General features: G+C 54.5%; 30 protein-coding genes. 5 read left to right on the top strand and 25 right to left on the bottom strand.

What is annotated here, in order from left to right; all coding sequences use genetic code 11:
• Positions 1–4 precede the first annotated feature (4 nt).
• From M3O22_00340 to M3O22_00220, 25 genes are all read right to left on the bottom strand, one after another.
• The gene (locus M3O22_00340) at positions 5–1738 is read right to left on the bottom strand and encodes a hypothetical protein (GenBank protein ID MDP9195218.1); all 1734 of its coding nucleotides are present in this window, start codon (positions 1736–1738) and stop codon (positions 5–7) included.
• Between the two features lie 61 nt (positions 1739–1799).
• Positions 1800–3179, bottom strand: a complete 1380-nt coding sequence (locus tag M3O22_00335) for a hypothetical protein (GenBank protein MDP9195217.1) — start codon at positions 3177–3179, stop codon at positions 1800–1802.
• The gene (locus tag M3O22_00330) at positions 3180–4175 is read right to left on the bottom strand and encodes a tail fiber domain-containing protein (protein ID MDP9195216.1); all 996 of its coding nucleotides are present in this window, start codon (positions 4173–4175) and stop codon (positions 3180–3182) included.
• A gap of 8 nt (positions 4176–4183) precedes the next feature.
• A complete protein-coding gene (locus M3O22_00325) occupies positions 4184–4462 on the bottom strand; it encodes a hypothetical protein (protein ID MDP9195215.1) in 279 nt (92 codons plus the stop codon).
• The gene (locus tag M3O22_00320) at positions 4462–6513 is read right to left on the bottom strand and encodes a hypothetical protein (protein ID MDP9195214.1); all 2052 of its coding nucleotides are present in this window, start codon (positions 6511–6513) and stop codon (positions 4462–4464) included. The genes M3O22_00325 and M3O22_00320 overlap by 1 nt, the downstream gene beginning before the upstream one ends.
• A complete protein-coding gene (locus M3O22_00315; protein ID MDP9195213.1) occupies positions 6510–7199 on the bottom strand; it encodes a tail fiber protein in 690 nt (229 codons plus the stop codon). Before M3O22_00315 ends, M3O22_00320 begins: the two co-directional genes overlap by 4 nt.
• Positions 7180–7431 (bottom strand): hypothetical protein, encoded by a 252-nt coding sequence (locus M3O22_00310; GenBank protein ID MDP9195212.1) that lies wholly within the window; start codon positions 7429–7431, stop codon positions 7180–7182. Before M3O22_00310 ends, M3O22_00315 begins: the two co-directional genes overlap by 20 nt.
• A 57-nt stretch (positions 7432–7488) precedes the next feature.
• Complete coding sequence (locus M3O22_00305) at positions 7489–8622, bottom strand: hypothetical protein (GenBank protein MDP9195211.1); 1134 nt, start codon at positions 8620–8622, stop codon at positions 7489–7491.
• Between the two features lie 9 nt (positions 8623–8631).
• Positions 8632–9264: a hypothetical protein gene (locus M3O22_00300; GenBank protein ID MDP9195210.1), complete on the bottom strand. Its 633-nt coding sequence runs from the start codon at positions 9262–9264 to the stop codon at positions 8632–8634.
• An 11-nt stretch (positions 9265–9275) separates the two neighbouring features.
• Positions 9276–9737, bottom strand: coding sequence for a hypothetical protein (locus M3O22_00295; GenBank protein MDP9195209.1), 462 nt, complete (start codon positions 9735–9737; stop codon positions 9276–9278).
• A gap of 15 nt (positions 9738–9752) precedes the next feature.
• A complete protein-coding gene (locus tag M3O22_00290) occupies positions 9753–10877 on the bottom strand; it encodes a DUF4043 family protein (GenBank protein MDP9195208.1) in 1125 nt (374 codons plus the stop codon).
• Positions 10878–11070: 193 nt separating this feature from the next.
• Entirely contained in the window at positions 11071–12000 is a 930-nt protein-coding gene (locus M3O22_00285; GenBank protein ID MDP9195207.1) for a hypothetical protein, read from the bottom strand.
• A 77-nt stretch (positions 12001–12077) separates the two neighbouring features.
• Positions 12078–14180: a hypothetical protein gene (locus M3O22_00280; protein MDP9195206.1), complete on the bottom strand. Its 2103-nt coding sequence runs from the start codon at positions 14178–14180 to the stop codon at positions 12078–12080.
• Positions 14180–15715 carry a hypothetical protein gene (locus M3O22_00275; protein MDP9195205.1) on the bottom strand — a complete coding sequence of 512 codons (1536 nt, stop codon included), beginning with the start codon at positions 15713–15715 and terminating at the stop codon, positions 14180–14182. Before M3O22_00275 ends, M3O22_00280 begins: the two co-directional genes overlap by 1 nt.
• On the bottom strand, positions 15715–16095 hold the full coding sequence (locus M3O22_00270) for a hypothetical protein (GenBank protein ID MDP9195204.1): 381 nt from the start codon (positions 16093–16095) through the stop codon (positions 15715–15717). Before M3O22_00270 ends, M3O22_00275 begins: the two co-directional genes overlap by 1 nt.
• On the bottom strand, positions 16088–16429 hold the full coding sequence (locus tag M3O22_00265; protein ID MDP9195203.1) for a hypothetical protein: 342 nt from the start codon (positions 16427–16429) through the stop codon (positions 16088–16090). The genes M3O22_00270 and M3O22_00265 overlap by 8 nt, the downstream gene beginning before the upstream one ends.
• A gap of 45 nt (positions 16430–16474) precedes the next feature.
• Positions 16475–17035 (bottom strand): hypothetical protein, encoded by a 561-nt coding sequence (locus tag M3O22_00260; protein MDP9195202.1) that lies wholly within the window; start codon positions 17033–17035, stop codon positions 16475–16477.
• Position 17036: 1 nt separating this feature from the next.
• Positions 17037–17546, bottom strand: coding sequence for a hypothetical protein (locus tag M3O22_00255; GenBank protein ID MDP9195201.1), 510 nt, complete (start codon positions 17544–17546; stop codon positions 17037–17039).
• A gap of 141 nt (positions 17547–17687) precedes the next feature.
• Positions 17688–18245, bottom strand: a complete 558-nt coding sequence (locus M3O22_00250) for a hypothetical protein (GenBank protein MDP9195200.1) — start codon at positions 18243–18245, stop codon at positions 17688–17690.
• Positions 18245–18700 (bottom strand): hypothetical protein, encoded by a 456-nt coding sequence (locus M3O22_00245; protein MDP9195199.1) that lies wholly within the window; start codon positions 18698–18700, stop codon positions 18245–18247. Before M3O22_00245 ends, M3O22_00250 begins: the two co-directional genes overlap by 1 nt.
• Before the next feature lie 58 nt (positions 18701–18758).
• Entirely contained in the window at positions 18759–19670 is a 912-nt protein-coding gene (locus tag M3O22_00240) for a YdaU family protein (protein MDP9195198.1), read from the bottom strand.
• Positions 19667–19846: a hypothetical protein gene (locus M3O22_00235; GenBank protein MDP9195197.1), complete on the bottom strand. Its 180-nt coding sequence runs from the start codon at positions 19844–19846 to the stop codon at positions 19667–19669. The genes M3O22_00240 and M3O22_00235 overlap by 4 nt, the downstream gene beginning before the upstream one ends.
• Positions 19843–20037 (bottom strand): hypothetical protein, encoded by a 195-nt coding sequence (locus M3O22_00230; GenBank protein MDP9195196.1) that lies wholly within the window; start codon positions 20035–20037, stop codon positions 19843–19845. Before M3O22_00230 ends, M3O22_00235 begins: the two co-directional genes overlap by 4 nt.
• 136 nt (positions 20038–20173) lie before the next feature.
• Positions 20174–20557: a DUF1064 domain-containing protein gene (locus M3O22_00225; protein MDP9195195.1), complete on the bottom strand. Its 384-nt coding sequence runs from the start codon at positions 20555–20557 to the stop codon at positions 20174–20176.
• Positions 20554–20973: a helix-turn-helix domain-containing protein gene (locus M3O22_00220; GenBank protein ID MDP9195194.1), complete on the bottom strand. Its 420-nt coding sequence runs from the start codon at positions 20971–20973 to the stop codon at positions 20554–20556. Before M3O22_00220 ends, M3O22_00225 begins: the two co-directional genes overlap by 4 nt.
• Positions 20974–21441: 468 nt before the next feature.
• Here M3O22_00220 and M3O22_00215 point away from each other — a divergent pair, with 468 nt between their 5' ends.
• From M3O22_00215 to M3O22_00195, 5 genes are all read left to right on the top strand, one after another.
• Positions 21442–21732: a hypothetical protein gene (locus M3O22_00215; GenBank protein ID MDP9195193.1), complete on the top strand. Its 291-nt coding sequence runs from the start codon at positions 21442–21444 to the stop codon at positions 21730–21732.
• 352 nt (positions 21733–22084) lie between these two features.
• Positions 22085–22543, top strand: coding sequence for a hypothetical protein (locus tag M3O22_00210; GenBank protein ID MDP9195192.1), 459 nt, complete (start codon positions 22085–22087; stop codon positions 22541–22543).
• A 53-nt stretch (positions 22544–22596) separates the two neighbouring features.
• The gene (locus M3O22_00205; GenBank protein ID MDP9195191.1) at positions 22597–22956 is read left to right on the top strand and encodes a hypothetical protein; all 360 of its coding nucleotides are present in this window, start codon (positions 22597–22599) and stop codon (positions 22954–22956) included.
• 520 nt (positions 22957–23476) lie between these two features.
• Entirely contained in the window at positions 23477–23734 is a 258-nt protein-coding gene (locus tag M3O22_00200; protein MDP9195190.1) for a hypothetical protein, read from the top strand.
• Positions 23709–24268, top strand: a 560-nt coding sequence (locus M3O22_00195) for a hypothetical protein (protein MDP9195189.1), incomplete at its 3' end; no start/stop codon positions are given. The genes M3O22_00200 and M3O22_00195, both read left to right, overlap by 26 nt.

The following is a 24268-nucleotide window of genomic DNA, read 5'->3' as shown; positions in this document are numbered from 1 at the left end:
TTTTTTATCTTTGTGGGGCGACAAGTCTGGGCTGGGAAGCTTCAAGCTGGGCTAGCGGACCTGCCAGAAGGGCAGCCGGCGTGCCCGGGATCTGCGGAAGGGTTTTTGTAAGGTCCAGTCCGCCTGATGCGGCCCATTTGACCAGAGGCTGGAAACGGTTATAGGCTTGGTACCCGGCGGCCGCTCCCAGGGCTCCCAGTGCCTTGAGCGGGTTGAGTGCGGCCAGCCCACCCCCAAAAGCGGAGTAGGAGGCAAGGCGCTCGGCCGTTCCCGTGTCGCCGATCTTGGATTTCAGTAATTCGCCGACTTTGGCCAGATCACCAAGCTCCCCCGCATTGCCGCGCGCAAGATTGAGGGTGCCGAATTTATTGGAAACCTTTTCCCTGAGAAGGCCCGGGCCGATATTTCCGTTCGAGGTTGATGCTTTCGCCAGAAGTGGCTCAAGTGTTTTGAGGTTTTTCCACTGATAACGGGCCTCGGTGAGCAGCTCCCGTGCTGCCGGATTGCCTTCTGTCGACACATCGACAACTGTTTCAACAATGTCGTCCAGATACTGCTTGATCCCCGGGTCTGCCGATCTTGATATTTTTGTCAGGGAACTGCGGATATCATTGATTTTCTCGCCGCTGATCTGCTGATTTTCGTCAAGGTTCCCGAGAACACGATCCACAGCTTTTTTCAGGGACTGGACTTTGTCCGCCGCCAGCCCCTGAGAGGCGTCATCAAGGATATTCTGGAACCTCTGTACGTGATCGGGCGTTATGGTAATTGTTTTTCCCGCCAGAACATCATCGAATTTTTCACCGATAGATCTTGCCGCACTGTCAACGACCTCTTCACTCACCCTGTCGGCTTCAACATTTATCGTCTTCAGCACACTTCGGTTGAAAGCCTTTTGCTGCGCGTCCGCAAGCTTGTTGCCACCGCTGAGAGGGATGCGGCCAGTCGTAGATGTCAGAAACTGCCGTGCCTTGCTTCCTGTAACCTGGTCCAGGCCAAGAGGGATTTTGTATTTCCGGGCCAGCTGAACAGCATCCTGCAGCCCCTCGGCCACCCTTGGCACAATAACGTTTCCGATGCCCTTCAGGGCACTGCCAGCAATGGGGAACCCTCCGCCCAGCCCGGCACCCCACATGGCACCCTCTCCGGCGGCGTCCAGGCGATTGTCGATCCCACCTTCCCCGGCCCCAAATCCTGCAATCGCTCCAACAGGTGCGGCGGTTGCTGCGCCTTTGATACCGGCCCCCAGCGCTCCGAGCGCACCAGTAGCGCTTTTGGCTGCGTTTGCCGCTGCCCCTATAGGAACAACAGATCCACCGATAAGGCCGCCACCAATACTGGCCAGTGCATATCCGGTGGGGCTTAACTCCTGAGTTTCCCTGTTGAACGCCCGGATCTTTTCCAGATTTTCCGCAGCGGATTTCTGGAGGTTACTTGGCCCCTGCCCTGCTCTGGCCCGAATGGAGAACGGGTCAGTCATGGCTTCCCACGGGTTCTGCACCTCCGCAGCGACGCGGGCCATGATTTCATCGCCGAAATTCAGGGGAAGTGCTGTCAGGGCCGCCAAACTGGTTCTTGCCGCGGCCTCAGGGAGGGCACGAAGATAGGCTCCCGGGCCCTGGGTTTCTTCCACACGACGCTGCGCCTCTGCCATGGCCCTCTGCATACCGGGGCTTGAGGGTGTCTGGTTGGCCTGAACGGGGGCTTCGAGCTGTTTCAGAAGGGTTTTGTCTGTCACAGGCCTACGGCTGACAGGAGGGGCGGGCTCCGGGGCGTTCAGAATCTGAAGAAGAGCGGGATCAGTGACCGGCTTCATACCACTGCCCCCCCATCCTCTCGTATTTCCTGCCGCCAACCTCCCGTATTGCTTCCGGAGCGCCAGGAGCACCGGAGGCAGCCTGTTTTCCTTTTGATTCAGCTTCCCCGGACTTTTTGAGAGCCGGGCCTGCGGCCCTTCTCATTCCGTCTGTGGCTATCTGCCTTTCCTTGGCTTTTTGGGCAATAACCTCCGCGCTATCGCCAAACTGTGGAAAATACTGCTTTTCTGCATTGGTGTATTCGTCTTTTCCAATTGCAGCGCCTGATTCTTCCCTCAAAACGGCATTTATGAAAGTGCGCTTTGCCTGGTTGAATTGTTGGCCCTGTTGCGACATGGCCAGGTTGTCCAATCCCCAGTCCAAATTATTTGCAACAATATCCTGTACCCCGGGCGCATTGTATCTCGCGCCCGAAAGCTGGTCTAACTGCTCATTAGCTGCTGTCATACGCTCTGCAAATGTTGCTGCGCTGGTCTGTTCTTCTGTAAATTTGGGTCCAGTACCCTGCTTTACGGTTGTTATTCCAGGCGGGGATTGAGCGCCATCTGCTGATATCTGACCACCTGTCCTGCCAACCAGGGCAAGAGGACTGGCAAACTGAACCCCTCCGCCAGAATCCGTTAAGGTTTTCCCCGCTAAAACAGTAGCGCCCTCTTCTTCGCTTAAAACACCTTTTTTAATAAGAAATTCTATGGCATTCGCGTTATCAGAATTGCCAAAATCAACACCAGCAGGCTGCTGAGGCTGCGATGCTTTGGTCATCCATTCTACCAGGGCACCGCCATACTTTTCGGGATCAGAAACAGCGTTCCTTTGCATGATTTCGCCAGCCGTTACCGGACGGGGAGGTTGCGGGCCTTCTGGACCATCCGGGTCAATAACGGGCTTTCCATCGGGGCCGACCGTCAGGCTTTCATACCATTTCGCCAATGCTCCTCGGTTTGTCACTTCCTGTCGCCTGGCCTGTAATCCCAACTGACCCTCCTGAAGCTGTAGTTGAGCCAGGGACAGTTGGGCCTTGCGCATGGGGTCGTTTTCCCGCTGCATGGATTCAATCAGACCCGGAAGGTACCGGGGATCCTCTGCAGCCAATACCTTTTGAAATTCCATTCCGCTGAGAACACGCGGCTGTTCAGGGCCCATGGGGCCGACCACAGGAGACATCCCGGTGCTTACAATTTGCGCAATTCTTTCATCGGCCAGGGCCTGTTTCTGGCGTTGTTTTTGCTGGTACAGAAATTCATCCTGCCGCTGTAATTGCTCTTCGTACCGTCCGAGTGTCGATGGATCTGCCGTATTTTGAAGGATCAGGCCAATCTTGCCCAGAATGCCCATATCAGAAAAGGGAGCTACGCCAGCCATTTAAACCTCCCTGAACCGAACGCCAATTTTGCTGTAGTCAACAGCCAGATACCCATCCATTTCGGCAACGGCCTCGGGGTGCGTCTCCAGGACTTCATCCGCCATGACGCCGATGTACTTCCTGTCGTCACCCCTGTAATTGAAGCGGTAGACCCTGTGGCCGTTTTCCTCGCCGGCCCCTTTGATGTTTTCCTTCAGACGGCGGTCGGAAAAGGCAAACAGCGATCCGAGCCCTGACAGAAACCCTCCGCCACCGGCAGCCGCTCCCGCTGCCCCAGCCGCTCCCGCTCCGCCGCCAAACAGTTTATCTGCAGCAGAAAGACCCCCACCAATGGCACCCAGCAGGGATGCGCCCAACCCGCCGCTTTTCTGTGTTGTCTGCGACGTATTCGCGATAGCAGAATTAAGACCCAATCCCTGGGCCAGCCCTGTAGCCGTTTGAAGCGCTGTAACGGGGGCCTGCTTTGTCTGGGATTCAAGGCCCCTCTGGAACTCCCCGATACCGAGAAGGCCCTGGGCGTCCGCCGCGCGCAGCTGGGGGAGCACTGTCAGGGAATTCTGCATGGCCTTGTCAAACTGACCCTGCAAAAATGACCCTATTTGCTGTGTACGGGTCAGATCAATATCATTGGCCCCGAGCATCTGACGGTTGCTGCCCATCTGGCCCGCTTCATTCATGGCCTGCTTCAGGATGCTGTACTCCCCGCCCGCCTGTCTGTTGATTGCGCCAATCACAGACTGGTTATAGGGGTTCATCTGCAAATTAATGTCAGATGCCAGGCTCTGCTGTGTAGGCGCAAAGCCCTGTCTCAGGATATCAAAGGCCCGCGTTTCGTCCGCAGTCTGGGCCATGGGCGTAAAGCGGGAGATATTGTTTTCGCCCGTTACATACTGATTTGATCCGGAGGCAATCCTGTCGATCATTCCCTTGAGATTATCAGGCAGGGAATAATAGCCTGTTTTCGTCGTTTTTTTGCTGCCGCTGAAAAAGCCCATAGGTCACCTCACCATGTGGACAGCGCCACACGCCGCCATGCAATTGTTCCCGCGTTGTTGACGCAGAGGTAAAAAAAACTGGCGCTGTAGTTGAAGTCCCCCTCACGGTCTGTGGCCGCCACATCCGTGCTGGCAGAAGGAACCTTTTCTACCTTTCGGCCCCGCATATACCTGTTGGGCAACCCGTCCCAGTCACCAATGTCGTCGCCTCTGATCCGCGTGATTTCCCGCAAAATATCGGCAATATGCCTGGGGTTATCGCCCAAGACCTCAGGGAAACGCTCCATTATTGCCTGCTCCCCGGCTGAAGCTCCTCATACCAGTCACCCATGGACCATTCCTGTTCGGCGGAAGATCCCGACAGGGTGATGTCCCAGAACCTGCCCATAACCCGCGTGGACACCCGTTCTGTCGTGCTTCCTATGGTATAGGACTGGCTGAACGTGGCTGTCTGGCTTTGAGGAAACCTGTAGGACTCTACCGTGGCCGTGATATTTCCGTTTTGAAGGCTGTCTGGTATCAGGCCCGCCAGAAGGGCATTGTCCCTTCCCACCCCACGACGGGGCGAGGTCAAACTCCACGTCATGGCAGAGCCATCATCATCATGACCGACCTCGTGCCGGTACAGCGTGCCGTTGCTGTTAATCAGATAGGGCTTGTCAGAATTGATGTTGGGATATTCGGCCGCAATCCGGTCCATGGTATCCGGCGTCCACGTCAGGTCGTGGACATTGAACCGGGCGATCCTGTCCGCATTCATGCTGTCGGCGGAAGGGTAATGCCACCAGATTTCTCCATATTTCGGATTGTACCAGGCAAAGGCCTTGCTGGTCTGGGCCAGATTGATGTCGTCATAGATATAATTGAGAAGGGTGGATGATTTCTGGGTTGCCGAGGGAATAACCTCAATATTACCTCCCCGGTACATGTATAGATTCTCACGCCCCATCCAGTATGGAATACCCGCCACCGTTACCCGCGCCATCGGACCGATAATGCCGATATTGCCGTCCTTCAGCCTGATCTCGAAAATGTTGGGAAGGCCTATATACCGGAACGTGAATGTCTGGCTGTCCGAGAAGATCAAATTCCCGCCCGAATAAGGCGCATGGGAAATCAGACGATCGACCCCCTCAATATCATCCTCAAAAACCTGGTTTGTGCTGCTGGCCGACCAGGTGGTTAACGCCCCCTGATCGCTTGTTTTAATTTTATTGGGTGTGTTCGACGCGCCAAACGTTACACAAATATTATCCGTAACAAAGGCATAGTTAATAGCTGCAGGGGCATTTGTTACAAGAACAGGAGCAACAGATGTAGAACCATCCCATGAGTACAGACCGCCCTGCCCCCCGGGAGTGGCAATAACAAGTTCGCCGAAGCGATCAAAAAACCATATGCGGGACAGGTTTGATCCAGACGAACTTGTTTTTGAAACGCCGTATAGGCCAAGGCCATAAAGCCCCATGCCATAACCACGCCCCGTATTATCGTCTTCGAAACCGGCATCAATTTGTGTTTGGTAGGTTGTGCTGGCTCCGCCACCCCCGGAAACCGATGAAGTTGCCGTTCCCGATGTAAATACATCAAATGTATTCGCGGCCACATTGCGTATAATGTGCTCACGATTTATCTGAGCCGCGACAATACCGCCTGTGTCTGCCGCGCTTGCAAGTTTGGCCCTGTCACCATTGCTCATGCCATGAGATGCAGCCGCGACCGTGAGCAGTCCGGAAGAGCGGACTACAGATGCACCCCCGCCTGACCCTGTACTTGTTGCTGACGCTGAAGTCATCAATGTAACGGTCCCGGAACCAACAGACCGCACAATATGAGTTGCATTTATTTGAGTATTGGGAATGCCATTGGTTGTTGACGCACCAGAAAGCGTATAACCATCGCCTGCAACAAATTTGCCCGCAGTACTATCCGTAATAACGATAAAAGCACTTCCATTGGTGGTGGCGATCGGATTGTTGCCCAGGGTTGCATAATATGTACTCAGGCTGTCGGCTATTGCTGTCGTCGATGTTTCCAGGGGCGTAACATTGACAAGCTCGGTGCCAAAAAGGCTATACAGCCTTGTATGCGTACCAACCATTGTCTGAACGCGATTGGAAAATTTCGCGCTGTAAACAGATCGGGCCTTGCCAGTAATCGTGTTGCTGTCGTTGAAAGAAACGCCTTGCCATCCATTAATCTTCTGGGGCTTTCCGTTAACAAATCGAATTTTGTCAGCAGCCGTCCAGTGTGCGGTCGATGTTTTTGTTTTTTCGGTATCTGGCTGCACTCCGGGAAGAATTTCCAGGAGGCGTAACTGAGCTTCACTTGTTGTCATGCGCCGGCATAAATAATGTAGTTACAAATGATTGTCGGCTGAATGTTATTATGTGCTCCATCGGAGCCAACACTTGTTGTTCTTCCTAAATTAGGCTCTGAGGAATTTCCACCCAAAAGATACGCAAAAGAGCTGCCCGGGTCTCTTGTTTTTGCTATTGATTCAGAAGAGGAGCTAAGCCCGGCTCCAGCGACTGCATCAACCACAGTTAAATGCCTGTGCGACGGCATTTCGCCCGTTACCAATGTATGTGATTCAGCCCCTCCCGCCGCTCCCAATGTGTCACCCTCAACCCCACCAGATTGATTTGTCAGCCTGTTCGCAGACGATCCGCCCATATCGCCCTTACCGGCCGACACCCGATCTCTTTTGTCAGGCAGATTGAATGTCGTGCTGCCATCCCCGGCCCCATAAGTTGTGCCGATTACAGCAAAAAGGGCTGAATATGTGGTCCGGCTGACTGCCTGCCCATAAGAAAACAACCATCTTGATGGTGCAGAAGCCCCCCAATAATCCATACCAGAACCTATGGGAACAGACGCTGCCGCGGCTGTATCACTCACCGATTTTAACTGCGTATCGATTGTATCGAGGTCGGTATTGAGATAGCCACCCCACAGATCTTCATCTACAGGGTCATTTACAGCCGGCTTTATAAGGCTGTAATTAGTTGTTGTTGTTGACATTTTGCCAATGCTCCCAGAGCCTGAAAACGGCTTCCTGTGGGCGGTATGCGGTGTACCCGTTCTGTCCGTATTCCTTGCCCACAGCGGTACATTTGCGCTGCCAGAGGGTATAAGGATCGGGGATGTACTGACCGCTTAGCCTGGCGACAACATCATCGCCTTTTTTGCGGTAATAGATCCCGTCCGCATAATGCCAGCCAAGGCCCGTCGGTTCTTTAAAGACCAGTTCCATGGATAAAATCCCCCTGTCATGACGCCCATTCCGGGGCGTCACGCGCAGGACAAAGGTTCAGGCTACTTTCTCGATGTAGACAGAGAATTTGATCGATCCGGTGCCGCTGTGATCTGTCGTTCCACCGCTGTACTGAAAGCGAATGGCCGCTGCAGATACACTGGCGGTGTCCGACGTTCCGGTCAGGAAGGGCACCTTGGTATTGCCCCACTCAAGGGTTGCCGAAGGAGCACTTTCAATGTCGGCATTGGCAATCGTGGTCCAGACTGTGGTGCCGTCTGTCAGGCTGATCAATCTGTCACCACCAGCGCCAAAGCTTGTGCCGCCGCCAACAAGGCGGATGTTCCTGATTTTGTACTGGTCACCGGAAACCCCGGCGATGACGGGCACGGTTCCGGCAGAGTCCAGAAGCGCCGCAGTCACGGTCACATCCACCCATTTTATTTGCGACATTGTCACGCTGTCACACTGAAAACCCGTTGCCGGGAAATTCGGTGCACTGCCGAAGGTTTTCGCGCCGTTGACGGTCTGGGCACCTTCCGACATGACAAAGGACGCAGAAGCACCGGCATCAGGGATCGTATAGGTCCGTGCCCCGGCCTGTGAAGCGTTCGTGATGGTTGTGGTCGTATCACCGACGCTGTCGGCAGCGGAAATGGCTATCTTTCCCTTGGCCGCTGTCGTTGGGAACACATCCACAGTACCCGCAGTTCCAGAAGCTCCGGCATCGAGGTTCGTTGTAACAATGGCCGGAATGGTTTTTGTCCCATTAACTGTCTGGGATCCCTCGGTCATCACAAAACTGGCATTGTTGCCGGCATCGGGAATGGTGTACGTGCGCGCAGCAGCCTGGGCAGCATTGGTGATGCTCAGGGTATCGTTATTGGTATTGTTCGTTGCCGTGATCGCAATTTTCCCCTTAGAAGCCGTAGAGGGGAAAACATCCACAGAACCCGCCGTACCTGATGCGCCGGCATCCACGTTTGTCGCATTGACAGTCGGAGCGTTGACCGTAGTAATATTACCGGTTGTTGAGGTCAGGGTCGTGACGGTACCTGTGGTGATAGTTCCTGTGGTGATGGTGGCTGTGGTTGCTGTCAGCGTTCCAACGGTTTCTGTAGCTACAACCTCGGTCGTTGTATTCAGGGTCAGACCTTCCAGCCTCTGGATTTCGCCTTTGGTAACGGGCATTTTTTTCTCCTATAGAATGGTATCGACAGAAAGCGTCCCCGTACCGATCAGCATGGCTGTGCGGGTCTGGAGATTCTGGTATTCGGCTGCGGCTCTCGCGGAGTAATAGGCTTCCATCTTTTCGTCCTGGCGAAGCTCCCCGTGAAGGCGGGAAAGGGCCTCGTACAGAACCAGCCTGTCGGCATACGCGGTAAAGTCGTTCGTATCGCTGTCGCCGGAAAGGTCTGAATAATCCTTGATGTAGTACAGTTTCAGCGTGTAGGCCTGATCCGGATATGGACAAACCTGATAGCCGCCGTTGCGATACGTGTAGATCGCCGGCAGGCCAACGCCTTCGCTGTCTTTGGCATCAAAGAAGTTATTGTCGACCTTCACCAGCGGATAGCGTGAACTCGCGTACTCAATGACAAAGCCATTTTGTGAAAGTTCGTACAGAAAGGCAGAAGGCATTCCGGTGATATCAGGATCGTCCTCTGTGAGTGTCGGAGTGGCGGTTGCCTGATTGAACCAGAAGCGCTTCTGCTTCCAGAAACGAATAGCCGCGTTGACAGAGTCACCCACGTCCGATGCCGAGACAGCAGTATTGCTGTCATCCATCAGCCTTTTGGCTGCGGACGTTTTCAGACTGGCAAACGTGGGCATGGCTCTGTGCCTTAACCGTCATAGGCAAGACAGGCTTGCCCCTTGATGACGCCTGTGTTGTCGGTTGTGGAGCCGCCAGTGGTCGCGACAATCCATCCGTCAGCATCGGCAACCCATGACAGACCGGCGTGCTCATCAAATGTGATGAGGCCGCCAGCCTGCCCTGTGGTCAGCGCAGAGGCAAAGGCGTCGTCATCGTTTGTGTATGTGGTGTTGTCGTCGTAGACATACCCTACATTGAACGTAAACGATCCATCACCGATGTTTTCCACATAGAGCTGCGTCGCCCCCTGGATAAACCGCGCCCCCTTGCGGAAGGGAACAAGGCCGACAACGGTGCTGGTTGCTGTGCCGCTGGGAACCGACACGGAAACGTATTCCATGCGCAGTGCTCCGCTACGGTCGATTTTGGCAATCAGGAAATCGCCATCATCACCGGCGTACTTGGTTGGTACAATTGAAGGTGTTGTCATTGTGATGTCTCCCGATCAGGTATGGGCGGCGGCGTAGGTGGAAAGAACGATCGTGCCGATATCTTCCTTGTCGGTCGGCGACATTTTCTTCAGACCGTAGATCAGACGGGCTTCGACGCCCTTGTAGTAGTCGTAGTCCTTCATCTGCACGAAAAGCTTCATCGGCACGTCCTTGTCCGTAACCCGGCCACCATAGGGGGAGGCAAAGGACACAGCGTTTGAACCTACAAGAACAGCCCGACGAACAGTCGTGATCACTGCCGATGTATCGCTCCGCAATCCATAAGCCACGCGGGGCATGGAGTAGATGTAGACGTTGCGGTACTTGCCGGCGCAGATCATCCCGTTCTTGAAGCGGTTTTCGATGGTGTTTTCAGATCCGCCCTGGATTTTCGCCAGCTCGATGTTGTACCACTGCACCTTTCCAGCAGCGTCGTGCTGAAGGTCAACCAGCTGTTCCGGAGATACGAAAAGATCAAACGTATCGCCGTCCAGACCTTCCAGAGGCTGATCGGAACGCTCGGACAGCTCCAGGGCATAATCCACCAGATCCAGCGTCATCTTGTTGGACGATGACAGGGACTGGTCGTTTGCCGCAGCGCCCGCCCGCAGAATGCGGTTGGTCGTCGGAGCAACGGGGGTATTGTGACCCTGGACATGCAGCTTTTTGGCTGTCGTGTCATAGGTCGTGCCGTTGATCGTCAGGGTTGTTGGTGCAGCGCCGGCCAGATGATAGAACAGAGAGGTATCCATCAGTTCCACACACCGCATGGACAGCTGTTTGCGGGTGTTTTCCTCAAACTGGACATTGGTACGCTGCTGCTCAATCGTATCGTCATTCGGATTCAGAACCGGAATACGCGATACGTTCATGACCATGGAATGACTGGTCAGATCCAGCGCTTCCTCGTTGCCATCAGCTGTTCCGCCTTCGCCAATAGGAACACCAGTCAGTTTGCCCACATAGGGAAACGTGAACTGGTCGCCGGCGGATTTGGTGAGACCCTTTTCAGGGAAGTAGATTGCTCCGCGATTGAACATATGCCCAAGAGCGGACCGTTGCATGGCCTGCAGCCATGCCTTCTTCTCCCACAGCTTGACAGTCAGGCTGTTGGCAGAAGTCATTGTTGTGGATGACATGTGTGTGTGCCTTTGTGTTGGTTGAAAAAAGTGTTTCAAGCAACAGTCGCGACACAGATTTGAAGCTTCTGGAGAGCCTGCGTTTTAGCGGGCGCGACCCCGTTTGACTGATAGGCGGACAGGCTCCGCGAGCCGCACCTTTAAAGCCTTGTGCGTGGGCGCTGCTTTTTAGGGCCAGCGATGGCCGGGGCAGTTAAGCCGCCCCTCTTTCCAGCTCCGCCAGTTGGGACGGGGTCAGTCTGGAGAACTCCGCCAGTGACATACTCGCTGCGGCTTCCGCCGTCAGCCTTGCTCCACTGGACTGACCGCCAGCAGAAAGGGGAGAAGCAGAACGCTTTTTATTCTTCTCGATCGTGGCCAGGTCGGGACCCTTTTTCTTTTCGGGTTCGGTGGACCTGTAGCCGTATTTTTCCTTGGTTATATGGTAGAGTTCTTCGACCGGGTTCAGGCCCTGTCTGGCGTATTCAGATGCGAACCTAAGGATTTGTTGGTCGACAGCCGCTTCCACCTGATTGTCCGCTGCGTTGGGGTACAGGGCGTGTAGGCTGTCACCCAGTCTCTGCCTCAGGTGCCGGGCAACGGCTTCGTAGTCCTGGGCGTTCTTTTTGAACTCGCCCTCATATCCCGTGAATTCCTGGACAGCCGACTGATAAAGCCGGGCCTGCTGTTCCTGCTGGTCCCTCAGGGCCTGCTTCTGGGCGACTTCTTCGACCCTTTGCTGGGTCTGGCGGAACTCCCACTGGGCATAGGCGGCTGGATCAGCGGCTTTGTCTGGCACAGAATCGGCTGGTTTGACGGCAACCGGGCCCTGGGGAGTGGGCGCTGCTTTTGCTGCTTCGATCTCAGCCAGTCGCCTTTCCAGTGCAGACTTTTCACGACGCAGGCGCGCAAACGCCGCATTATCCGGCCTGTCTTCTGTTTTATCTTCCGCTTCAGGTTTTTCAACAGGCGGACCGCCTTCTTCAGCGGCCTCCTCAGCCTTTGCCACAGCTTCCGGAGCAGGCTGACCATTTTCCGCAGGAACTTCAGGGGTTTCCTTTTCTGCATCGGGTTTTTCGGCTTCCTTTGATGCATTTTCCAGTTCCTTTTCTTCCTGCTCAATTTGGTCGTAAAGCGTAGACATTCAGTCTCCCTGATTTAAAAACAAAAAGCCCGGCAACCTTTCGGTTCCGGGCCGGACAACTCTGCAGTTCCTGTTAATCAGATAACGACGCGCGTTTCCTTGACGGCAAGATCACCAACGCTGCTGAGAAGCCTGTTCTCAGCGCCTTTCTGCTCTGCCTCTTCCATGACCTTGACGGTATCAGCCGCTGTCTTCTGCACCTTGGCCATGGTTTCATCGACCCTGGCTGAGGTCAGCCTGGTCTGCGATTTCAGAGCGTCCAGCTGGGCCTTGCCCATTTCGCTGTTCACCGCCTGCAGTTGCTGCTCAAGCTGCTGGACGTAGGCCGGGTCGACCTGGTTCTGCGGCGTGAAGATCTCCAGCAGTTTCTGTTTGTCTTCCACCTCGATGGGCAAATACTTCACAGCCACAGCATAAATCTGTTTGGCCGACTGGTCGCCAGTCGCCAGCAGCTTGTCAGCCATGGTGACCAGGGTGCTGGCGAATTCCTGCTTTTCGTCTGCGGTTTGTGGGGCTTCCTGAATGGATATGTCGTACTCGTTCACGAATTTGTCAGCGGCGATCTTCAGGAATACTTCCTTGCCGTTCTCCCCGGTAATGCGGAACAGGGAGCCGTCGTTGTTCTCCACATAGACCCGCATCAGATCGATCAGCAGGCGGGCATGCTCTTTCTGGTACAGCGTGACGGCGTCAAAGTAGCAGGCCAAGGTAGACATGACCTGACGGATGCGCTGTCGCTGCAGAAGGGCCGTTTCCTGCCTGTTTTCAGATGATCCCAGAAACGCCCGGTCAATGCCGTTTACATCCGAGATGGAGGCATCCGAAAGCTGGATGACCTCTTCATACCCCGTGGGTGTAAAGGGCGTTTTCTTTGGCTGGATCTTGCTCCCGGACAGCGCCCCCGCGTTCACCATAATCACGGAATCTGTTTTGGCGTATTTTTGTTCAAAACTGCTGACGTCCTGAACCGCGCCCTCCTCGACCAGAACACCGCCCTTGCTGTTGGCTCCGATGATGAACATCAGCTCGGTCAGGGCCTTGTTGTAGTACAGGACGGGCTCCTTCATGGAATTCACCATGCCCGTCCAGATCTTGTTCTTCGCGTCGAAATCGCCGGTCTTGAACTTGATCGTAAAGCCCTGCTGGCAGACATTCTCGAACTTCGTGAACACCTTCTCGCCGCTGATCACGGCGGAATAGAACACTTTCTTCCTGAATTTATAGGGCTTGACGAATTCACCGAAGGATTCCAGCAGCTTCTTTTTGATTTCCCCGTCAAAGGTAAGGATCTCTGCAGCAGGATTGAACTCAAACAGCCCATTATCTTCCTGCTCAGCCGCTATGGCCTCCAGGGTCAGTGTGGCCAGCCGGACGGCCTCAGGATTGGTCAGACTGTTGATGGGGTTATCCGCCCGCCAGAACATTTCAATCTCACACCACTGATAGAAGTGGACCCTGACCAGTTCGGCCTCTTCATCCGACCAGTCCAGACCTTCCTTGATCTTGCTGTAGACACCGCCCGCCGGGTTAAAACTGTACCCTGTATCAGGATCCTGGGGGCCATCCTCAAAGTCATCCGGCTTTGAGCCTTCAAACAAGGTCAGCGCCGAATCCAGGGCGTATTCCTTTGTGTACCCGACCCACCTTCCGTCCAGCAGGTTTGCCTGCCTGGCATGGGGATCCCACCACACAGAGTGCGGATCCAGCCGCATCATCAGGATCTCGCCGTTCGGATCCCGGCTGGCATAGCCCTCCCCATAGGTCAGGTTGGTTTCGACCGCCCCATACCCACAGGTCAGCATATCGCCGTCCTGCTGGGTCTCTACCTGGTCGGCGTTGGCGTTCTCGCGGATATAGTCAGCCAGGGAATTTGTGTACTGGCCGTACAGGTTCCGCAGGGGCTCGGCCTCTACCCGCGCTATATACTTCGCTTTCCGGCGGTTCTGGGCCATGAAGCCCTTCACCGCGTTCACATAGGGCTTGACCTTGTTGAACTGCACCATGGCGCGTTTTTTCTGGCCTGTAGGGTCAGAAAACTGCACCCGGTCCCGGTAGGACATGAAGTCGCCGGCGTAGAAGGCTTCACATTCCCCGGTGTTTTTGTACTGTTCAGAAAGTCCGCGCTCACTGATCTTGTGGTGCTTTCTGAACTGCTGCACAATCTCGAAATCGGATTTCATCAATAGCCCAGCCAGCTTTCAGTCTGCGCCGGATAAGCGGCGGCAATCATTTTTTGCGCCGATGTCTGCACAGGCATCGGGAATACAGCATTCAGATCTTCGTCATAAACCCGCGAGAGAGCGTCCAGCATGTCGTCAAAGCGTGCCCGGGGGAATGTAGGCATCTCTGAGCGAACCAGCTCCTGTACCAGGTCAAAGGTACGCCCCTCGCAGTCCGTGTACATAAGATTGGCGGGAAACCACCACCGCCTGTTCTGCATGTCCGGGATCAAACGACGGATACGCTCGGTCTTTTCCATCGACCCGCCCAGCTCGATCAGGCCGAACCGATAGGCGTCCCTGTTCTGCTTTTCGCGGATGTAGTGGATATCGGTCATCAGGCCGTACTTTTCGTACCCTACGGCAGGGGGTTTGCCGCACAGGCCGTTCCACTTCCGGTGCAGTTCAAAGAGCCTGTCGATCCGTTCCGTGGGATTGAGACGGTCCCTGACGATGTCCAGTAGGTAATAGTTATTGTCCGGCGCGAGACCGACCACCATCATGGCGGTCCAGTCCGAAAGCTTTTTCTTCTTCCGGTTAACCTCCTCACCGCCAGCAGGATCCACCAGGATGTAGACGTTCATGGTGGAGGGCTTTACCCCTCCCGCCTGGTAGTACTGCGCCCACTCTTCCTTGAACTCACCGCCACCCAGAGCCACAGGCTCCTGGAGGTACTGCCCGACATAGTGATAATCGAGAAGGTCGCGGCGGGTTTCCTCAAGGACCTTTTTGGTCAAACGCTCAGGAAAGAGAAGCTCCCCTTCCTTCATGCTCCAGGTCTTCTTGCCCAGAGTAATGCTTACCGGCTTTTTTGCCTCGGCAGGCAGCTTGAGCAGGGTATATCCGCCATCGCGCAAAAGGTTGCCCGTAGGGTCATCCTCATGCAGCCGCTGCATGATCAGGATGAACTTGCCAACCCGCTTGTCATTGAACCGACTGAACAGGGTCGACCGTATCTCTGTATTGGTTGTCTCCCGGATTGTGTCCGAGAGGGCTTCCATCGGGTTTACAGGGTCGTCAGACAAAACGTAGTCCGCTCCCGTACCCGTAATGCTGCGCAGGGCACCCGCATAGTACATTCCCTGCTGCTTCGTCTCAAAATGGTGCTTTTCGTTCTGGTCCGGAGTGAACTCAATTCCCCCGAAGCACTGCTGATACCAGTCGTCCCCCATGATCCGCCGCGTCTTCATCACCATGCTGCGGGCCAGCCTGAAGTTGTGACTGGCCATGATGAAGCGCTGGTGGGGACTCTTGCCCAGCACCCAGGCGGGAAACGCTACTGAAACGAGAAAGCTTTTAAGAGTTCGAGGAGGTATATTAACAATAAGCCGCTGGATGTCTCCGGCATAAACTGCCTCCAGATGTTCCGCGATACAACCGATATGCCAGTTCCATTCGTACGCCGTTCCTGGCTCAATGATCCTGAAGGCCCTCTGCGCAAACGCGTCGAAACTCAGGCGACACGCCGCATTGACCTCTTCCTGCATAACCTGCATTATCGGCGCATCAGGCTTTCAGCACACCGCACAATGACTGCGAGCGGCTGTTTCAGCGTGCCGCTGTCTTCCTTCTGCCCGGCCCTCAGGTGAAAGCAACCGTCACTGAATGTGACGTGCAGGCCACGCTCCAGATACGGATGAAGCACCTCCAGCACCCCGTCTTTGGTATTGGAGAATACGGATTGCCGGGACCTGGCTTTTTCCGCCATTTCTTCCTTCGGCCGCTCTGGTGAAATCTGGGATGTCACTTCCATGATCCGGCTGAGAAGTCTCTGCCGCTTTTCACCCTCCGAGATGCCCAGGCCAATGCCAACAGCAATAGCCTTCAGCTCGTCAAAGCTCTTTGTGCGCAACGTCTCGAAGGTATATTTATTCATCCCTGCCCTCATTCAGAAGATCCTGCCCCCTGGTTTCCACAAACCTCTTCAGCAGGGAAACGTCATCGGACGACACGGCCATCCTGAAGGGCTGGTCATCCTTGTTTCCGACATCCACCTGATTAAGGCGGGGATGCATGTAAGGCGCTGCGCTCTTGGCAGCGTCCATGGCCATCTCTTCGTCGCCCCGGGCATCCGCACTGCGCATTATTTTGAGCATGATTTCGAGGGGCGTCACGCCGTCCCTCGAAAGCCTGTCTGCAATTTCTCTTGTTAATGTATTCCTGCTGCCCGGCTTTCTTCCCGAGCCTTGCCTTTTTCCGCCCTTGGCCATATTCAATTTCTTTGATTGTTTTTCAATTTTCTTTGATTGTTTTGATTAAGCTGGCCAGCCTGTTGTGAAGTCATAGCTCTCAACGGCTTCTATCGTTGCGGCCACATCTATCTGATCGTCATGATCCCTGACCTCCAGGGCATCTATTGCGTTTTGATGCGTTACGTCACTGGAGTTAACGCCGCGACGAAATGCCAGGGCAGCTTCCGAAAAAGCCACCATATCCTCAATCTCCGATACGGTATAAAATTCTCCCGCAGTCGTAATAATCGGTACCGGCTCCCATATAAGCGACTGGTTGTCAGCCACGTACCGCAACGCCAGTATATTGGCTACCTTGCCCTCGCCCACGTTAAAGCGTTTGTTGTCGAATGAAAATCCAAGAGCGCATTTTTCGAGCGCATAATCATGGCACTCTGTCTTTTTGTTGGTTTTGGCCAGAGCAAGGGCAGCGTCCAGTATTTGGGGCCAGGATGGCTTTGGCCTGTTTTCCTCGGGCAGCCATATAATGGCATCATAGGCCTCCCGGCGGTTGGCCGTTAATGACCCCCTGTAACGGGCTCGCGGAACCAGGGAATGCAGTGCCAGAGCTATATCTGTGGGCATATCAGGACACCTTGAAGGTTCTTACGTCTGCAAAAACTTCCGTGGTTCCTATGTTGGCAGGGATACCAAATCCTGTGGCTGCCGAGGTTGCCACGCTCTGGACCTGAAATTCTATTTCCACGGGATCATCAACCACGGAGAATTCGAAATGAACAACCATGTTTGACGTTGAGGCGGATCCTATATTGTACTGGTTGACAGACTGCGCCAGGGTGACGCCGTTGGCCACATCCTGCATTCTGGCCTGTGTGACAGACGAATTGAAAATGGGACAGATTCCGGTACCAAAGTAATCTCCTGGCTCGGTAAATGTCATCTTGTTTGATCCGAGCGAGGCACCCACTATTTCGTTTGTTATTACGGTGTTCAGGTCATGCGTCCGCCACGCACTATCAGTGAGCGTTCCACCGTTCGTTCCGGCGGCCTTCTGGTCCTGGACATGAAAAATCTTGAGCGAAGTGCCGCCGCCAGCACCAAAACCGGCACTGATGATAGGTGCGATGATTGACATTGGGGACCCAATAAAAAAGGGCCGCCCGGTGAAGGGCAGCCCCTGAAAAGAAAAGGCCCGGCAGGTTTCCCTCCGGGCGCAGATATCCAACTCTGTATTTATGCAGTAAACTAACTCGCAACGGATGTCAATACGCTTTTCTCACACACCAAAATGCTCCGCCAGAACGTCAAGGCTGTTGCGAAACATGGTCCAGTGCGCCCCAAAGAACGGATGACCCCTCTTCGGATCCATGGACGGAGACAGACAGTTATCCATGATCACACCGTCCAGAATGGCCTTGGCAAGAATCCACCCCCGGATGTGCTTTTTCAGAACGGCGTCAATTTCTGCAGCGGCAGCGCCTATCTCCTGCTCCTTTTCCTCATCAATCACATCACAGGACCGCCCGACAGAGGCGCCGTAAAACTGGACACAGGGGACACTGCGTCGGGGCGCGCCCAGCTCCCTGGACAGGATTTTCTCCCACATGCCCCAGATATACCCGGCCTTGCAGGCGGCATAAAACTGTTCCGGGGTGATTTTTCCGTTCAGTTCCCATTGCCCGACAAGATATCCCGCTTTAGGATTTCTGGCATTCTCCGCTCCGACCGTCGCTCCCCTGATCTCCAGGGTGCGGGGCAGAATGGCAGGTTCGTGCCTGTAGACCGTTCCGTCAGGGTACCTCTGCGCACCCTCTTTCCGCTTCCGTCCGGCCATTACGCCACCTCCCCGTTTCCCCTGATGATATTTCCAAGTTGGGCGAACCCGTCAGCAAGACGCCTGCGCTCTTCCCCGACCGGGTAATCCGGTTCCGGTACGGATGATGTTTTTTTTCCCGGAGGTGTACCTTCGCCAGACGCCACTGAAAGTGCCGCCTGGTATTTCTTCATGGCCTGGCAGGCTTTTTTCAGAAACTCCGCACCGTTCGGAAAAAACGGGCTTTCAGGATCCCGCCTGTATTCCCGACAGACCTCGTTCACCACAAACTCGCTGACCCCCTCATCCACAAGATCAAACACCAGATACGCAATCACCGTTGACTGCTTCACGTCTGATTTCCCGACCGGCTTTATCTGGCCCAGGATCTCCAAGGCCCTGTGGATGCCCTGTTTTGTCCCCGGAGCGGTCGCACCCTCCAGAGCCCTCACCTCCTCCGGTGCCGGATTTTTCACATGGCAGACCACGCTTCCGGTTTCGACAACGGCCGTTTCCCACCCGTAAATATTCCCGTCATAATCCTTTCGCGGAACCTGCCTGGTCTGCGTTTCCACAGAGATCGTCAATGAGCCGCGCCGTTGCATTGACGCGATTACGGAGGCGGTCGTCTGCAGTTCCGCCGTTGTCAGGGCGGCCTGTCGTTCCTGGAGAAGCGCTACTGCTGACATTGTTTTTTCCTTTCACGGGCCAGAGATCTGTCCAGTTGTTGACTGTTGACTGCTGAAGAACTTCCGATGGCGAATGGCCTTCGGCAACCAACCTCTCCAGCTGGCGCGCAAGAAGCGCCTTGGCTCTCTCGGTCGGAGGTTTTTTCTGAATTTTCCGCATTTCCAGGAATGCCTCCCAGTCGTCAGGAGGGATCCATTCGGGAAGTAAGTGTTTTTCCCTTGGGGGACTATGGGGGGGTATTACGTCAGTAATACCTTTCTTATCTCTTCTATTCTCTTCTAATATGCTTGAGCCTGGCTCAAGCCTGGCTTGGACAGAAGCCTTGATTTTACTTGGTTTGTTATCATTTTCAGAAGATTTTTCTTCTGGTTTCGTTGAGGTTTCGTTGAGGTTTCGCTGAGGTTTCGCTGACTTTTCGACCCTCGAAATTCCTCCGAGACGACCATTTTCGATATGCCTTTGAGAGGCCTCAAGGGCATTCTGGATCTCCTGCATGGCCTGTGTATCTATGATCTGCCCTTCCCGGCATATAATTTTTCCTGCAGCGATCAGCTCTTCCCTTATTGAGGCCCACTTTCTGAGAGACACGCCCATAATGCCGGACAGATAGCGGGGATCGTCCGCTATGGGTCCGCCATGGTCGTGCATCAGATCGACCAGAAGAGAGTATGCGCCCTTCAGTTCAAGGGACATGCCCATGGTGCCCATAATGAAATCTTTGGGATAACGCTTGTACCAGTGCTCAGCCCTGCTCATTTCTCTTTTCCCCCGACAGACAGATTGAAAATGGCCTCGTTAAGCCAATAGAGGGCCACTCCCTGCATGGCCATGGCCCGGAAGTCCCTTGGGTTCTTCGCAATGGTCCTGTTGGCCGTCTCCAGCTTCTTCCACCATGACCTGATGGTCCGGGATGCTTCTGCAGCGTCACTCATGGTCGCCTCCCCACCAGAATGAAGAGCGGCCGCAGCAGAGCCTTCAGGAACCTCCGCCGTTCCATGCACTGCACCTCACCGCGCAGCATGTCATGGACAATGCGCTTGTTTCTCGCGCGCACGGCCTGACGCGCCTGGTTCGGGGGAGCCGCGAAGAAAGCCGCCTTCAGGCTGTCCATGTAGTTGCTCATGACTGGCCAATCTTTGCGATTGCGATGCCAAGCAACATCCAACCCATGCACAAAAGCACTAGTGAGGCGGCCCTGTTATCAACCAGCAGCGAAACTAAAAAACAGGCCGTTGATATTATACTTGATGTTAAAGAACTCATCTGACCTTGACCTCCCTGATGACCACGTTGTGGCAGGCCTCCATAAGGCGCTTTTTCAGCTTGTAGAGGGGCGTCAGCATACCTTTGACATCCTCGGTAATTTTCATGCCGTCCTCGACGTACACAAAGTCCGCGATGTACTTGCAGACCACCCGCCGGTTGACTTCACAGATAAATGGCACCTGTAACTTCAGGTTCTGTATTCGCCCCATCTGCTGCATCATTTTCAGCTGCTGATATCGAATGGATTCAGCGCGGCTGGCAAAGCGTATGCCGTCCACTTCCGTAGGCTGGGCGTTGTATTTGGAGGGTTTTGGCCGCTCGGGCGAAAATCCGTTTCTGGCCTTGTATTCATCGGCAGTCATGCGGGTAAATGTCACAGCGCACCCCCTGAAGTACGGCGCGCAGCCCTTATGCTGTGGCTGTCCCACAGATCCTCCCGCTTGATCCGGTCACCACAGGCGTGGCAGAAGCGGTTTCCGTAATGCTTGCTGGTGAAGGAAGACGGGCAGCCAAGGCACTTCCGGCGCTTGACCTGGTTCGGGAAGGCGTTGAAAGACCGCCTGGACCCGTTTTCAGATGATGGCATCGGCTCGCCGCACAGTTCCCGGTACCGCGCTTTCATTTCCTCGGGCAGGCGGGAATAGACCGGCAGGGAGACGTTCTGCTGCCCCGTTTCAATCCGGGCTATGGAATATGCAGAAACCCCCAGCCTTGCCCCCAGGGCGGCCGGGGACAGCCTGTTGCGCCGCCGCCACTGCCCCAGCTCAATCCCGAAAATCAGCAGGGGATCCATGACACCCCCTTGCTGAAGGCGGGCCGGGGATCGACTCCCCGACCTCTCTCCCCTATAAGGTCCGTGCAACCAGTAACCTTATGGGGAGAAAACACATGTCCATCTTTTCCACCTACCCAAACGGACCACAGGGCGTTGTGCGACCATTTATGGCGCGCGCCCTTGAACACATCGCCCATGCCCTGTCTGCGATAGACCATAATCTGGAGGTCCTCGTTAACAGAATGCCGAAGAAGTAAGCCCGGCAATGCGCGAGGCCTCCGTCGCAGTAAAATCTGTGGCGGAGGCTTTCAGAACGAACGCCCGCATTTTCGTGGCAGCCTCAATGACAGCGTCCACAGATGATGAGCCGTTTACCTGTATGGAAAGCCTGAGGCACTCCAGGTTTAGCTGTTCCAAGAAATCTGTCATCGTACCCCCTTGCTGAAAGTGGTAATCCGAAATTTCCGCTTTAAGGCGCACAAAGCCTTGCCAATGCTGGCATTGGGTTCACACACGCACTTACTCCCTGAAAAAATCCTCTGGCTTAAGATCGATGCCGTGCTGGCGGGCGGCCTGCAGAACAAGCTGCTGCTGACGCGCCGGGATGAATCCACGTGTTTTCCAGCCCTGAACCGTTGTCGTGTGCCTGTGGCCAAGGAGACGGGCTGCCGCCGTCGCGCCGCCAAGCCTTCTGATGATGTGATCTGCCTGCGTCATACACACCGGATACGCCTGTTGCGTAAAACAGTCAACATGGAATGTGTATTAATTTCATGATACGCTTTTCGCGTAATATGTTTTCTATGGGGGCATTCCAGTGCAGGCAGAAAAAAAGTTGTCTCCGGCGGAACACCTGAAAGATCTTGTGCGAAGGGCTGGCATGGATCAGCAGTCTTTTGCCAGGGCTTTGGGATACTCCCATGCATCTGGCGTGCAGAGATACCTTGACCCTCGTGAAAAATATGGCTCTGACCCGTTTCCGTTTTCGCAGGCGCAAAAATTCATCCGGGCCCTTGCGGGAAAAGGAGATCCCCCCATCACTGAGGAAGAAATCCTTGATCTTTCAGAGGTTGGCATGATCAAAACAGGAGTAAGAGGCCTGTTCAGGCAACTCCCGGCTCCACAGCTTATGCAACAGGCAAAAGAGGCTTCCCGGGGTTATATTGGCGACGACACAGCCAGAGATCTTCCGGTTTGTGGCACGGCCATGGGCGGCAGCGAAGGCGACTTCAGGTTTAATGGCGAGATAATCGAGTACATAGGCCGTCCGCCAGGGCTGGCCACGGTCAAGGACGCATTCGCCGTTTATGTGGTTGGCGACAGCATGATCCCCGCATACAGGCCCGGCGACATCATTTATGTCACGCCGGGGCGGGCCCCCATCCAGGGCGACGATGTGATCATAGAACTGAAGGGCAGCGTGGGCGGGGAACTGGGCGGCTGCTTTCTGAAACAGTTTGTGCGCAAAACCGACGGAAGGGTTTCCTGCAAACAGCACAACCCGTCAAAGGACGTTCATTTTGAACTGGGCCAGATCAAGGCCGTCCACAGGGTCATGCGGTGGAAAGAAGTTCTTGGGGGCCTGTAACAACCAGCAGTATCACCCTATGAAGGATATACCCTTGCAGGATGTGCAGGTCCATGGCAGGGTGGTCTGGATCGGGAAAAAAGTGTGAAGGTGATGCAATGCTCGAAATTGCTGGCGGTATTATTTTAGGGTTTCTGGGGATTGTCCTCATAAGAAAATTTTGGCTCCTGTTTGTTTCCCTATGCATAACAGGCGGAATTTTGGCTGTTTTTTTGGCATTCGTTCTTGCCTGCATCTTTATTTTGCCAGATTTGTTAAAAACAGTTATCGGCCCCAAGATTGCGAGTATTCTTGTTGTGCTGGCGCTCTCTCCATTGGCCATCATTATTTTAACAATAAGAGACAGGCTCAGGGAAAGAAAAAACGTAAACAAAGAAACGGCGTATATTCTTCAGAAGGATGAAATTCTGTAGTGTGCCTGGCCGGGCTGCAATACGTCCTATGCCAAGTTGCTCCAGCCCAGAATGGCTGTCGACCGGTACCAGCGCGTTATTGATTACGGGATCAAGGCAATACCTGACCTTCACACAATGAACCTCTCATTGGCGCAAAGAGAAATCTTTGAGTTTTATGGATACAATCCTGAGGGATGGGAAAGCGGCAGGCCCCTGGACCCTGTACCACTAACCGTTACCGGTTAGCTGCCTCACGCGATTGGAGACTCGGGCTGTTTCCAGCGTTGCCTGCCAAACACATCAAGCCATACCCCAAAAATAAAATCAAGGCCGCGCCAACTTTTTTCACCCTCCTTACCCCATGTCCTGATCACGGGATAGCCGGAAAGCCAATACCCATAAGGGGTTCTGGCGCGTGGAAGATTTTCTGAAAAATACGCATTTTGTGTATTGACGCGCGTACATAAAGTGTGTAATTTACCCCCATAAGGTAGCAATTCAGACATCGGCACCGCGCCGTGATTGCATGGAGGGGACAATGGGAAGGCATCGTGTAGCGGGTCAGATCGAGTGGGCCGGTCTGGAATGGCACTGGTCCGGATGGGCTGAGTACCAAGGTGAGGTTGACCTGGACAGCTGCAAGGCATCCGCGATTGGCCGCAGCATTTTCATACCGGTCGATCTGAAAGATCTTCACCACACCCTTTACGAAAAGATCTGTCAGCAGGCGGATGAGGAGGGAGAGGGCATGCCGAGGTCCAATCCCATGCGTGATCAGTCCCCTGCCCTGTACTGACCATAATCGACAGAGAGGAAAAACAATGCTTGCGTTCACAAACACCATCGAAACCAAGACATCGGCACTGGCAAGGGCGCAGGCCCATTACGATGCTGACAATTACATCCAGGGCGTTTTTTGGGAAGACGGGAAGGGTTGCTCTGTCGGATGCATGGTCCATGAATATAAGGAAAAAACAGACACAAATTGGCATGAAGCCACAGAGCCACTTTATGGGATTCCAAGATCTTTGTCCTTTCTTCAGGACAGAATTTTTGAGGGCCTTCCGGCGGAAAAGTCCAAGGAATGGACAGTGCGATTTTTCCGGGCCATCCCCGAAGGGGCCGATCTCTCCATGGCCACAAGCAGGTTGATGTACTGGCTGATGTCGGATCCAGACATGGTTCTGAAGCAGGCTGATGTGACTGGTGCCAAAACCATTAATGCCGTGGCTGACCTTTATAGACGTCGCCTGGGAGGTGACGAGCCAGGCGGCAAAGAATGGGCGGCGGCGAGGGCGGCGTGGACGGGGGCGGCGGCGGAGGCGGCGAG

The sequence above is a fragment of the Pseudomonadota bacterium genome, assembly GCA_030775045.1.
Lineage (GTDB): Bacteria > Pseudomonadota > Alphaproteobacteria > JALYJY01 > JALYJY01 > JALYJY01.
Note: the sequence above shows the minus strand (reverse complement) of the source record. Positions and strands in the feature narration are given on the sequence as shown.